Source organism: Agromyces aureus (genome assembly GCF_001660485.1).
Taxonomy (GTDB): Bacteria; Actinomycetota; Actinomycetes; order Actinomycetales; family Microbacteriaceae; genus Agromyces; species Agromyces aureus.
The window spans coordinates 4050069-4062304 of record NZ_CP013979.1; the positions used below are offsets into that span (position 1 = coordinate 4050069).

At 70.5% G+C, this 12236-nt stretch carries 14 protein-coding genes; 9 read left to right on the forward strand and 5 right to left on the reverse strand.

Annotated elements, in window-relative coordinates; genetic code table 11:
* The 5 genes from ATC03_RS18105 to ATC03_RS18125 all read left to right on the forward strand — a co-directional run bounded on the left by ATC03_RS18105 (position 1) and on the right by ATC03_RS18125 (position 6098).
* Positions 1–882 carry a TatD family hydrolase gene (locus ATC03_RS18105; RefSeq protein ID WP_067880236.1) on the forward strand — a complete coding sequence of 294 codons (882 nt, stop codon included), beginning with the start codon at positions 1–3 and terminating at the stop codon, positions 880–882.
* Positions 882–2114 (forward strand): metabolite traffic protein EboE, encoded by a 1233-nt coding sequence (gene eboE, locus ATC03_RS18110; protein ID WP_067880239.1) that lies wholly within the window; start codon positions 882–884, stop codon positions 2112–2114. The genes ATC03_RS18105 and eboE overlap by 1 nt, the downstream gene beginning before the upstream one ends.
* Positions 2111–3514, forward strand: a complete 1404-nt coding sequence (locus ATC03_RS18115) for an alkaline phosphatase family protein (RefSeq protein WP_067880241.1) — start codon at positions 2111–2113, stop codon at positions 3512–3514. The genes eboE and ATC03_RS18115 overlap by 4 nt, the downstream gene beginning before the upstream one ends.
* The gene (gene idi / locus ATC03_RS18120; RefSeq protein ID WP_084003606.1) at positions 3511–4071 is read left to right on the forward strand and encodes an isopentenyl-diphosphate Delta-isomerase; all 561 of its coding nucleotides are present in this window, start codon (positions 3511–3513) and stop codon (positions 4069–4071) included. The genes ATC03_RS18115 and idi overlap by 4 nt, the downstream gene beginning before the upstream one ends.
* Before the next feature lie 212 nt (positions 4072–4283).
* Positions 4284–6098 carry a sensor domain-containing protein gene (locus ATC03_RS18125; RefSeq protein ID WP_169829212.1) on the forward strand — a complete coding sequence of 605 codons (1815 nt, stop codon included), beginning with the start codon at positions 4284–4286 and terminating at the stop codon, positions 6096–6098.
* 67 nt (positions 6099–6165) lie between these two features.
* On the opposite strand, the gene ATC03_RS18130 is transcribed toward ATC03_RS18125, so the two are convergent.
* Entirely contained in the window at positions 6166–6453 is a 288-nt protein-coding gene (locus ATC03_RS18130; protein ID WP_067882561.1) for a DUF7882 family protein, read from the reverse strand.
* Positions 6454–6493: 40 nt separating this feature from the next.
* Here ATC03_RS18130 and ATC03_RS18135 point away from each other — a divergent pair, with 40 nt between their 5' ends.
* Positions 6494–6760 (forward strand): hypothetical protein, encoded by a 267-nt coding sequence (locus ATC03_RS18135; RefSeq protein ID WP_227820162.1) that lies wholly within the window; start codon positions 6494–6496, stop codon positions 6758–6760.
* Between the two features lie 54 nt (positions 6761–6814).
* Here the strand turns inward: ATC03_RS18135 and ATC03_RS18140 are convergent, their stop codons facing one another.
* Positions 6815–7594, reverse strand: a complete 780-nt coding sequence (locus tag ATC03_RS18140) for an EAL domain-containing protein (protein WP_067880244.1) — start codon at positions 7592–7594, stop codon at positions 6815–6817.
* Between the two features lie 143 nt (positions 7595–7737).
* Here ATC03_RS18140 and ATC03_RS18145 point away from each other — a divergent pair, with 143 nt between their 5' ends.
* Positions 7738–8061, forward strand: a complete 324-nt coding sequence (locus ATC03_RS18145; RefSeq protein WP_067880247.1) for a DUF7882 family protein — start codon at positions 7738–7740, stop codon at positions 8059–8061.
* Between the two features lie 6 nt (positions 8062–8067).
* Here ATC03_RS18145 and ATC03_RS18150 read toward each other — a convergent pair whose 3' ends face one another.
* The 3 genes from ATC03_RS18150 to ATC03_RS18160 form a co-directional block, all read right to left on the reverse strand.
* Positions 8068–8391, reverse strand: coding sequence for a DUF7882 family protein (locus tag ATC03_RS18150; RefSeq protein WP_067880250.1), 324 nt, complete (start codon positions 8389–8391; stop codon positions 8068–8070).
* 68 nt (positions 8392–8459) lie between these two features.
* A complete protein-coding gene (locus ATC03_RS18155; protein ID WP_067880253.1) occupies positions 8460–9353 on the reverse strand; it encodes a serine/threonine-protein kinase in 894 nt (297 codons plus the stop codon).
* Between the two features lie 87 nt (positions 9354–9440).
* Positions 9441–10079 carry a TrmH family RNA methyltransferase gene (locus tag ATC03_RS18160; RefSeq protein WP_067882563.1) on the reverse strand — a complete coding sequence of 213 codons (639 nt, stop codon included), beginning with the start codon at positions 10077–10079 and terminating at the stop codon, positions 9441–9443.
* A gap of 97 nt (positions 10080–10176) precedes the next feature.
* Between ATC03_RS18160 and ATC03_RS18165 the strand changes: the two genes are divergently transcribed.
* Together ATC03_RS18165 and ATC03_RS18170 are read left to right on the forward strand one after the other, a co-directional pair.
* Complete coding sequence (locus tag ATC03_RS18165; protein ID WP_074401099.1) at positions 10177–11496, forward strand: Nramp family divalent metal transporter; 1320 nt, start codon at positions 10177–10179, stop codon at positions 11494–11496.
* 58 nt (positions 11497–11554) lie between these two features.
* The gene (locus ATC03_RS18170; RefSeq protein WP_067880256.1) at positions 11555–12208 is read left to right on the forward strand and encodes a metal-dependent transcriptional regulator; all 654 of its coding nucleotides are present in this window, start codon (positions 11555–11557) and stop codon (positions 12206–12208) included.
* Positions 12209–12236 lie beyond the last annotated feature (28 nt).

The window sequence follows — 12236 nt, forward strand, 5'->3', positions numbered from 1 at the left end:
ATGCGCATCTTCGACCCGCACATCCACATGACCTCGCGCACGACGACCGACTACCGCGCCATGTACGCCGCGGGTGTGCGCGCGCTCGTCGAGCCGTCGTTCTGGCACGGCCAGCCGCGCACGAACGTGGGCAGCTACACCGACTACTTCGACGCGCTCATCGGGTGGGAGCGGTTCCGAGCGGCGCAGTACGGCATCCGGCATCACGCCACGATCGGCCTGAACCCGAAGGAGGCGAACGACCCGCGCTGCCGCGAGGTGCTCGACGTGCTGCCCCGCTACCTCGCGAAGGACGGCGTCGTGGCCGTCGGCGAGACGGGCTACGACTCGATGACGCCCGAGGAGGACGAGGTCTTCGCCCGCCACCTCGAGCTCGCACTGAAGCACGGCCTGCCCGCGCTCGTGCACACGCCGCACCGCGACAAGGCCGCCGGCACGCGCCGCACGCTCGACGTCGTGCGCGAGTCGGGCCTGGCACCCGGCCTGGTCGTCGTCGACCACCTCAACGAGACCACGGTGGCGGATGTCGCCGACAGCGGCTGCTGGATGGGCTTCTCGATCTACCCCGACACGAAGATGGACGAGCACCGGTTCGTGGCGATCCTGCGCGAGTACGGCACCGAGCGGATGCTGGCGAACAGCGCAGCCGACTGGGGGCACTCCGACCCGCTGAAGACGCTCGCGACCGCGCACGCCATGCTCGACGCCGGGTTCACCGCCGACGACGTCGACCTCGTGCTCTGGCGCAACCCGGTCGAGTTCTACGGGCAGAGCGGGCGGCTGAACCTCGACCCGGTGCCCGGGTTCGAATCGAGCGATGCGGATGCCGCGGGGCCGGTGTCGTTCGAGGGCAACTCCGTGCTGCGGGGGGTGCCGGCCTGATGGAACTCTCGTACTGCACCAACGTGCACCCGGCCGAGGATCTCGACGGCGTGCTCGACCAGCTCACCCGGTATGCGGGCCCCGCGCGCCGTGCCGCGGACCTCGACCGGCTGGGTGTCGGCCTCTGGCTGCCCGCGCCCCTCGCACGCCGACTCGCGACCGACGCCGCCGCGCGCGACCGCCTGCGCACCGGACTCGAGGCCGAGGGACTCGAGGTGCGCACGATCAACGCGTTCCCCTACACCGCGTTCCACGCCGAGATCGTGAAGCTCGACGTGTACCGACCCGACTGGACCGACCCCCGGCGGGCCGAGTTCACGCTCGACTGCGCTCGGGTGCTCGCGGACCTGCTGCCGGAGGGCGCTGACGGCAGCATCTCCACCCTGCCCCTCGGTTGGCGGTTCCCGTGGACGCCCGTCGAGGACGACCGGGCCACCGCGGCGCTCTCGCGCGTCTCAGTAGAGCTGCGGGGGCTGCGCGAACGCACGGGCCGCACGATCCGCCTCGCGATCGAGCCCGAGCCGGGCTGCGTGCTCGACACCGTCGACGACATCCTCGGGTGGCTGGCCCCGCGCCTCGGCCCGACCGCCCTCGGCCGCATCGATCCCGAGTTCGTCGGCATCTGCCTGGACACGTGCCACCTCGCGACCTCGTTCGCCGACCCGATCGAGACGGTGCGGCGGGTGGGCGCCGCAGGCATCCGCATCCCGAAGATCCAGGCTTCGGCCGCCCTGCACATCGACGACCCGGCGGCTCCCGAGGCGCGCGAGGCGCTGCGAGCGTTCGCCGAGCCCCGCTACCTGCACCAGACACGGGCGCTCGCACCCGACGGCGTCGTGATCCGCGTCGACGACCTGCCCGACGCGCTCGACGAGGCCGACGGGCTCCGCACCGACGGCCCATGGCGCGTGCACTTCCACGTGCCACTGCACCTCGAGCCCGACGAGCCGCTCGCCTCGACGACCGACGTGCTGCGCCGCGCGGTGGCCGCGGTGCGCGAACTGCCCGACGGCGACTCCGCCCACCTCGACGTGGAGACGTACACGTGGTCCGTGCTTCCCGGCGGCGCCGGCGACCTCGTCGAGGGCATCGCCGCCGAGCTGCGCTGGGCGACGGAGGAGCTGCTCGGCGGCCGGCAGGAGACGGAACCAGCCGAAGCGGAACCCGCCGAGACGCGCACGACCGACGCCGGCCGTGCCGCGGCATCCGCCCCTCGGATGGCGACGGCATGACCCGGGTGCTGCTGCTCGACGTCGTCGGGCTCACCACCCGTGCGCTGTCGCACATGCCGCGGCTTCGAGCGCTCGCGGCCGGTGGGACGACCGCGAAGCTCGGCACCGTGCTGCCCGCCGTCACCTGCAGCGTGCAGTCGACCATGCTCACGGGGCTCGCTCCGGCGCAGCACGGCATCGTCGGCAACGGCTGGTACCACCGCGACATCGGCGAGGTGAACCTCTGGCGCCAGCACAACGCGCTCGTCGAGGGCGAGAAGGTGTGGGAGACCGCCCGCCGGCGCGAACGGGGCTTCACGACCGCGAACGTCGGCTGGTGGTACGCGATGGGCGCGAGCACCGACGTGACCGTGACCCCGCGGCCGATCTACCACGCCGACGGACGCAAGTCGCCCGACGCGTACACCCGGCCGCCCGCGCTGCACGACCGGCTCGTGGGCGAGCACGGCGAGTTCCCCCTCTTCCAGTACTGGGGGCCGACCGCGTCGCTCGCCTCGACGCGGTGGATGGTCGAGGCGACGCGATCGGTGCTGCGCGACGAGGGGTCCGACCTCGTGATGGCGTACCTGCCGCACCTCGACTACGACCTGCAGCGCTTCGGGCCGGACTCTCCCGAGGCCGACCGGGCGGCCGCCGAGCTCGACGCGGTGCTCGCTCCCCTGCTCGACGATGCGGTCGCGGCCGGCGCGACCGTCGTCGCGGTCGCCGAGTACGGCATCGCGCCGGTCGACACGCCCGTCGACGTCAACCGCGCGCTGCGTCGCGCCGGGCTGCTCGAGGTGCACACTCAGCAGGGTCGTGAACTGCTCGATCCGATGACCTCGCGCGCGTTCGCGGTCGCCGACCACCAGGTGGCGCACGTCTACGTCGCCGATCAGGCCGACGTGCCGCGCGTGCGCGACCTGCTGCGGGGGCTCGACGGCGTCGACGAGGTGCTCGACCGTGAGGCCCAGGCGCGGTACGGCCTCGACCACGCGCGCTCGGGCGAACTCGTCGTCGTCGCCCGGCCCGGCGCCTGGTTCACCTATTACTACTGGCTCGACGACGCCCGGGCGCCCGACTTCGCGCGCGGCGTCGACATCCACAAGAAGCCCGGCTACGACCCGGCGGAGCTGTTCTTCGACCCCGCCGACCGGTTCGCGAAGGCCCGCGCCGGGCTGGGGCTCGTGCGCAAGAAGCTCGGCCTGCGCTACTCGATGAAGGTCGTGCCGCTCGACGCGACGCACGTACGCGGCAGCCACGGGCGACTGCCCGAGCACGAGGCCGACACGCCGCTGCTCATCTGCTCGGATGCCGCACTGCCCTTCTGGGATGCGGCACCCGAGCTCGTGCCCGCCGCGCGCGTGCGCGACCTCGTGCTCGAGGCGGCCCGGGTGCCCGAGCCGGCGGCGGCGACGTGATCGGCGAAGGCCTCGTCGAGGAGGTCGTGCTCCTCGACGTGGCCGGTTCGCCGATCGGCACGTTCGACAAGGCCCTCGTGCACGGCCCCGACACCCCGCTGCACCTCGCGTTCTCGTGCTACGGCTTCGATCAGGACGGGCGGATGCTGCTGACCCGCCGTTCGCTCGCCAAGCGCACGTGGCCCGGCGTCTGGACCAACGCGTGCTGCGGGCATCCACTGCCCGGCGAGGATCCGGTGGATGCCGTGGCCCGCCGCGTGCGGACCGAGCTCGGCGTCGAGCCGCGCGACGTCCGGCTCGTGCTGCCCGACTTCCGATACCGGGCCGTCGATGCGAGCGGCGTGGTCGAGCACGAGGTCTGTCCGGTGTACCTCGCCGAGCTGTCGACCGACCTTGCGCCCGACCCCGCAGAGGTCGTGTCGTGGGAATGGATCGCGCCGAGCGACTTCCTCACCGCCGCCGAGACGGCGCCGTTCCTGCTCAGCCCGTGGAGCGTGCTGCAAGCGGCCGAGTTCCGCCGATCGGGGCTCCTCGGCCAGCGCCGAGCGTCCGGCTGATCGGGCGGGGGCTGGGGAGAAGAACCCGTCGGCGTCGGTGGGCGTGGAGTACGCTGGACCGCCGGTCAACCCAACCTGTTCCGGCAGATGGAGTAGCCGTGGACCCGGCCCAACTCGCCCTGGACCCTGCGGAGCTCCACCGACTCGCAGAATGCGCGAAGGAGCCGATCCGCACCCCTGGCTCGATCCAGCCGCACGGAACCCTGTTCGGGGTGGACCTCTCCGGAGTCATCTCGGTCGCGAGCGAGAACGCGAGCGAGTGGTTGGGGCACCGAGTCGGCGAGATCGGCAATGAAGAGCTCGAGTACGCGGTGCGCACCGGTCGCGCCATCGACCCCGTACGGATCACATGGAACGACGTCGTCTCCGACGCGATCGTGCACCGTGCCGACGGACTGACCCTGGTCGAGATCGAGCCGCTGCCCGAGGGCGACGAGTACGCCCGCACCGCAGTCGTGGGTGCCATCATCCGCGCCTCGCGCGCGACCTCCGAAGCCGAGCTCCGAGAGATCGTCGCCGCCGACATCCGCGAGATCACCGGCTTCGATCGGGTCATGATCTACCAGTTCCACGACGACGGGCACGGCGAGGTCGTCGCCGACGAACGAGCCGACGACCTCGACTCCTACCTCGGACTCCACTTCCCGGCCTCGGACATCCCGACCCAGGCACGCGCGCTGTACATCTCGAAGATCGGCCGCACGATCGCGAGCACGGACCCCACGGGCATCCCGCTCCTCGCGCTCGCAGACGATCCGCAGACCATCGACCTGTCGGATGCCGAGCTGCGGAGCGTCTCGCCGTACCACCTGCAGTACATGCGCAACATGGGGCAGGCCTCGACGTTCTCGCTCTCCATCGTCGAGAACGACCGGCTCACCGGCATGATCACCTGTGCGCATCGCAGCGAGCGGCGCCTGCCCGTGCTGCTGCGCCGCGCCCTCGAGGTGCTGGCCGGGCAGATCGCCCTCCAGCTCACGTCGATGCACGAGATCAACCGGCTCCAGCACATGGTCGACGTGCGATCCAGACGCGCAGCGCTCCTTGCGCCGCTCTACGCGTCCGACGACATCCACACGGCCCTGCTCGGCGGGGTCGACACCGTGCTCGACCTCGTGCCCGCCGACGGCGTGCTCGTGCGCATCGGGGGCACCTCCAGGATGAAGGGCGAGGTTCCCCCGCTCACGGCGATCCTCCGGGTGATCGATCGACTGGCGGGCGCGCCGTTCGCGTCCGAATGCCTCCGCACCGACCGGCCCGACATCGCCGACCTGCTGCCCGGGGTCGCCGGGCTCCTGATCGTGCCGTTGGTCGAGACCGGCGACGCACTGGTCTTCTTCCGCGGCGAGGTCGTGCACGACATCTCGTGGCTCGGCGACCCGAGCGGTGGCAGCCGACCCGACGGGCTCTCGCCTCGCACCTCCTTCGCCGCGTGGAAGCGCACGGTGCGGGATCGCAGCGATGCCTGGGGCACCCTCATCGAGGAGACCTCCGAACTCGCCCATGAGCTCGAGATCGCGCTCCAGCGGCGTGCCGAGGCCAGATTGGCCGAACTCGCGATGCGCGACGCCCTGACGGGCCTCTACAACCGTCGCTACCTCGTCGAGCGGCTCGCGACCCGTGGCCCGGTCGGCGAGGGGGGCAAGGCGATGCTGTTCGTCGACCTCGATGACTTCAAGATGGTGAACGACACGCACGGCCACGATGCCGGCGACGCGGTCATCCTCGAGGTCGCCAGGCGTCTCGTCGAGTCCTCGCGCGGGCAGGACGACGTGGTGCGGCTCGGCGGCGACGAGTTCGTGGTGCTCCTCGACGGCGTCGTCGGCGAAGACGTGGAGCAGATCGCCCAGCGCCTCGTGCAGTCGATCGCGCTGCCGATCTCGACGAACCGCGGGTGGGTCTCCATCACCGCCTCGTGCGGGGTCGTGGTGGCCGATCCGGGTTCGCCGCGCGGCGGACTCCTCGAGGCCGCGGACGCGGCGATGTACCGGGCGAAGCACGCCGGACGCAACCGGGTCTCGCACTGAGTCGAACGAGCGGCCGCTGATTCGACGTGCGTCCCTGCTCGACGAGCGGGGCTCCTGAGCTTCGGGGCTACTGAGGTTCGGGCGAGATGCGCATTCCCGCCGCGCCGTTCGCCGAGTCGATCAGCTCTTCGAGCCAGACGCGGTTGATGTCTCCGGGGGCGCCGTCGAACTCGAACCGGAGCACGGACGAAGGATTGATCCACACCTGCTGACGGCTTTCGCCGTCGCCGTCGATCGAGAGCGCGAACGCCTCTTTGCGGCGCAGCTTCGCGAGCACGACGAACTCGAGGTGCGCGAGCGTCCGATCGGGAATCGCGAATGAAGCCGGCGGCGAGCCGTAGTGGAGGTGTCCCATCGGTCCGATCATACGGGCATGCTGGGGGTAGCCTGATCCGGTGACCCTTGTGCATCGACTGACCGTTGACGGCCGCGACTACTTCCTGCCCGACCCCGTGACCGAGTTGAAGCAGCAGGTCCTCGAGGCGATCCGGGCCGGAGGCGGCTACGTCAACATCCCGCCGCTGCGAGGCGGTCCGGGCATCGACATCCTCTTCTCCCCCGGCATGCCGGTCACCTGGTCTCAGATCGACGTCGGAGGCGACCTCTCCGACCGCGATCAGGAGAAGGCCGGCGGCGCGCCGGGCGACGAGATCGTCCTCTGAACTGAGACGGGAGGTACCTCCCGTCTCCCCGCTCGGCCGAGTGGCCGCGGTCGCCTAGACCGTCGCGAGCAGTCGTTCCACCTCGTCGGCCGGCACGGCCGGTGAGAAGAAGAACCCCTGTCCGCGGTCGCATCCCCAGGCTCGCGCACGGTCGAGGTCCTGCGCGGTCTCGATGCCCTCGGCGACCACGATGGCATGACGCGACCTGGCGACTCCGACAGCCTCCAGGGCCAGTGCGTCGGCCCCGGGGGTCGAGTTCCGCATGAGTGAACGGTCGATCTTCACCTCGGTGAAGGGCATCCGCCTGAGCGCCTCGATCGACGTGAAGCCGGCCCCGAAGTCGTCGACCGAGACGCCGACCCCGCCGTCGATGAGGGCCTGCATGGTCTCGACCTCCTCGCAGGTCTCGCTCAGCGCGGGGGTCTCGGTGATCTCGGCGGTCACGGTGCGATCCGGAAGGCCGAGGGCGCGCACGAACTCCACCATGGTCGAAGCGAACTCCGGACGCAGCTGTGAGGGGGAGACGTTCACCGCGAGACCGATCCGCCGCCCGCGGCGGTGCCATTCGGCGACGCGGCGACCGGCCTGCTCCAGGATCGTGCGACCGAGCTCGGCGATCAGGCCGGTGCGCTCCGCCACGTCGATGAACCGATCCGGCATCACCAGGCCTCGGTCGGGATGCATCCATCGAGACAATGCCTCGAAGACCACGGGCTGCCCGGAGGCGAAATCGTACTGCGGCTGGAAGTAGGGCACGAGCTCCCCCCGCCTGACGGCACGCCGCAGTTGGTCGGCCGAATTCTCGGGTTCGGTGCTCGATGCGCGATCTTTCACACCCCAAGAATCCCGATACCGAGTCTCGCGTGCAAGGTTGCGTCATTCACAGGAGCGGGGTGTACCCTCCGGCTTCACCTTTCCGAGGCATGCGGGCCAGCGGCCCGAAGGGCTGGAGCGTTCGAGCCGGTATCCTTCGGGTGATGGGAACACTCACCTACGACTCCAAGCTGGTCGCCTCCTTCGACGACCGCGTGCTCGCCCACCTGCAGGCGGTGATCTGGGCGAAACTCCGTCGAGGCGAACCGTTCGCCTTCACGTGGACCGAGGCGACGGCCTCGAGCGGGTTCGGCCGCACCTCGGTCTGGCTCTCGCCGGCCATCCCGGTCGCGTTCGAGTACTTCGGCGGGCGCGCGCCGCGCCTGAACGCGTCATGGGTCAAGGCGTTGAACCGGTCGGCGAACTCAGCCGTCGGCCTGACCATCGTGCCGGAACCGACCGAAGCCGGGCCGGAGCCCGGCGCCTGAGGCTGCCTACTCCTGCGGGGTCGGCGCCTGCGCCGCTTCGGGCTCCGGCACGAGTACGAGGCCCGTCGGCGAGTTCGCCGAGCGGTTCAGCTCCCGGAGCCATCGCGGGTTGAGCGGGATCTCCCGGCTGTCGAAGAACTCGAAGACGACCGGGATGTCGGGCCCGAGCCAGATGGAGTTCCTGCCGCTGCCACGATCGACCGAGACCTCCCACGAGAACGCGAAGGACTCGCCGCGCCGGATCTTCGAGTGGATCACGTTTCGGAGATGGGCCAGCGACCGATCCTCGATCTCGATGGCTCGGATGTTGCGATAGGTCAGGATGCCCACTGCACCAGCATGCCATCCGAAGCCGACACCCCGCACCAGATCGCGGCTCCGCCGGATCCGGACGCCGGTCAACGCCGTCCCCGCGGCGACTTCGAGGGGGTGCGGATGTCTCGCAGCATCGATCGGAGCTCGGTACCGAGCTCGGCCGCGGTCGGGCGGCGTTCCGGCTCTGCCGCCGTCATCCGCTGCAGGAGGGAACGCCACGGCTCGGGAACGACCTCGGCGGGCATGTCGGGGCCACTGAGGAGACGGGCCATGGCCGAGGGGAGCGGCGCACCCGGGAACGCCATCGCCCGCGTGAAGCACTCGAGCAGCACCAGGCCGAGTGAATAGATGTCGGATGCCGTCGCCAGCGGTTCGTTGCGCACCTGCTCGGGGCTCAGGTACGGCGCGGTTCCGGAGATGTTCTCGGATTGGAACCCGGCGTCGGCCGCCTCCACGGCGAGGCCGAAGTCGGTGAGCATCGCGCGCTCCCGCGAATGCTCGGTGCCGTAGTTCACGATCATGATGTTCGACGGGGTGATGTCCCGGTGGATCACGTTCTGCGCGTGGATGTATTCGAGCGCCTCGGCCACCTCATAGCCGATCTCTCCGATCTCGCGCGGCGAGATCGGCCGCTCGGCCACGCGCTCGCGCACGGTGGTGCCCCGCACGAGCTGCATCACGAGGAACGGACGAGGGTCATCGGGGGATGACGTGTCGACGCCGGCGTCGATGATGGAGACGACGCCGTGATGATTGAGCGAGGCGAGCATACGGAGTTCGGCCCGGTACGTCTCGACGTGCTCGTCGTTGCCCCCGCCGAACACCTTGATGGCGACGTCGCGCCCGAGGTACTCGTCGTGACCTCGGAAGACGAGCCCCATGCCGCCGCGACCGATCCGGGCGAGCGGCCGATAGCGGTCGAGCAGCAGCGGTGCCGAGTACGTGGGAAGCAGGTCACCTGAACGCGCCGTCTCCATTCCTCCACCGTAGATACGGGGGCAATCGCGTGCAGGCGGTGGACAGGGTCGGGATTCCTCCCTATCATTCACCCCCGAGGTCGCCGGTCACCGCCGTGCGTGCCGGCGCACCCACTCGTGCATGACGATCGCGGCCGCGGCACTCGCGTTGATCGAGCGCGTCGAGCCGTACTGCGTGATCTCGACGACGAGGTCGGAGGCCGCGATCGCCTCGTCGCTGACCCCAGGGCCCTCCTGCCCGAAGAGCAGCACGCACCGTTCGGGCAGCTCGACCGCGTCGACCGGCTCCGAGCCCTCGACGTTGTCGACCGCGATGACCGGCAGGCCCTGCGCCTCGGCCCAGGCGACGAAGTCGGCGACATCCGGATGGTGCAGCACGTGCTGGTAGCGGTCGGTGACCATGGCGCCGCGCTTGTTCCAGCGGCGGCGACCGATGATGTGCACGGTCTCGGCCGCGAACGCGTTGGCGGTGCGCACGATCGAGCCGATGTTCATGTCGTGCTGCCAGTTCTCGATGGCGACGTGGAACGGATGCCGGTGCAGGTCGAGGTCGGCGACGATCGCGTCCATGCTCCAGTAGCGGTAGCGGTCGATGACGTTGCGGGCGTCGCCGTGCTCGAGCAGGTCGGGGTCGTAGTGCGGCTCGTCGGGCCACTCCTCGCGCCCGCCTGGCCACGGCGGAACGCCGTGCGGCAGCGTCGGCTCGGGGTGCTCGGGCTCGGGCAGGTCGTCGGTCACGGCATCACGCTACCCGCCGGTCGAGGAGCGAAGCGTCTCGAGATCCAAGGTTTCGGCTTACCTAAATATTGACTAGGATTTCGGTGTGCCGAAAACCCTCGACGATGAGACCACGCGACCCTCGGAGCCCGAGCGACCCGAAGCGACGGCGACGGATGCCGCGGCCGGGCGTGCCGCGACATCCGCCCCCCGTCTCGCGTGGCTGATCGGGCCGGCCCTCGTGGCTGGCGTCGCGTACCTCGACCCCGGCAACGTCGCGAGCAACATGACCGCCGGGGCCCAGTACGGCTACCTGCTGGTCTGGGTCGTCGTGATCGGCAACGTCATGGCGTGGCTGATCCAGTATCTGTCGGCCAAGCTCGGCGTGGTCACGGGCAAGAGCCTCCCCGAGGTGCTCGGCGAGCGCATCGGCAACCGGTGGGGCCGCCGGGCGTACTGGTTGCAGGCCGAGGCCGTCGCCATGGCGACCGACATCGCCGAGGTGATCGGCGGCGCGGTGGCGCTGAACCTGCTGTTCGGCGTGCCGCTCGTGTGGGGCGGACTGATCACGGGCTCGGTCTCGCTCGTGCTGCTCGTGATCCAGTCCAAGCGCGGTGCTCGGCCGTTCGAGTTCGTCATCATCGGGCTGCTCGTGATCATCGCCGTGGGCTTCAGTGTCGGCGTCTTCGTCGCACCGCCCGACCCGGCCGGCGTGCTCGGCGGGCTCGTGCCGCGCTTCGAGGACGCGAACTCGGTGCTGCTCGCGGCCTCGATCCTGGGCGCGACGATCATGCCGCATGCGATCTACGCGCACTCGGCCCTCGCCCGCGACCGCTTCGCCCCCAACCGTCGCGCCGAGACGAACGCCGTGCCGACCGCACGGCTGCTCGTGGCCACCCGGTGGGACGTCACGATCGCCATGGCCATCGCCGGCACCGTGAACCTCTGCATCCTGCTGCTCGCGGCCGCGAACCTCGCGGGCGTCGAGGGCACCGACAGCCTCGAGGGCGCCCACGCGGCCCTGCAGGTCTCGCTCGGGCCGATCATCGCGACCCTGTTCGCCGTCGGACTGCTCGCCTCGGGGCTCGCCTCGACCTCGGTCGGCGCCTACGCGGGGGCCGAGATCATGCACGGACTGCTGCACGTGCGCGTGCCGCTGATCGCCCGCCGGCTGGTGACCCTCGTGCCCGCCCTCGTGATCCTCGCGCTCGGGTTCGACCCGACGCTCTCGCTCGTGCTGAGCCAGGTCGTGCTGTCGTTCGGCATCCCGTTCGCGCTCATCCCCCTCATCTCGGTCACCGCGAAGCGCGGCGTGCTCGGGCGGTTCGCGAACCACTGGGCGACGACGGCGGCGGGCATCGCGGCATCCGTGTTCCTCATCACGCTGAACGGCGTGCTGCTCTGGCTGGTGTTCACCGGGGCGTGACGCGTCGCCGCACTGCATCACGCGACCACGCCCGATGCCGCCCGATATCCTGAGTGCGATGCCTGCCACCAGCCCTGCGATCGAGGACTACCTCAAGACGGTGTACGCCCACACCGAGTGGCAGCCCGACCCGATCACGCCCAAGGTGCTCGCCGACAAGCTCGGTGTGGCCCCGTCATCCGTCACCGAGATGGTGAAGAAGATGGCGGCCAACGGGCTCATCTTGCACGTGCCCTACGGCCCGTTGCGACTCACGGATGCCGGCAGGGCCCGCGCCCTCGCGGTCGTGCGACGGCACCGGCTCATCGAGACCTGGCTCGTGGCCGAGATGGGCTACTCGTGGGACGAGGTGCACGACGAGGCCGAGGTGCTCGAGCACTCGCTGAGCGACCGCCTGCTCGAGGCCATCGACGCACGTCTCGGACGGCCGAGCCGGGACCCGCACGGCGACGCGATCCCGTCGGCATCGGGCGACGTCGCGAGCGAGCCGTTCGTGCTCCTCTCCGAGGCGCCGATCGCGCACGCGGGCCGCGTCATCCGCATCAGCGACCGCGACCCCGAGGTGCTCCGCGAACTCGAGCGACGCGGCATCCGCCCGGGTGTCGAAATCGCAGTGACGGATGCCGCGGGCGAACTCGTGACCCTGCAGGCCGCGGGCGAGGTGGGCGAGCTCTCGCAGGAGGTCGCCGCCGCGATCTGGGTGACCGCCTGACGCGACGCCCGACGGCGCGGCTCACGTC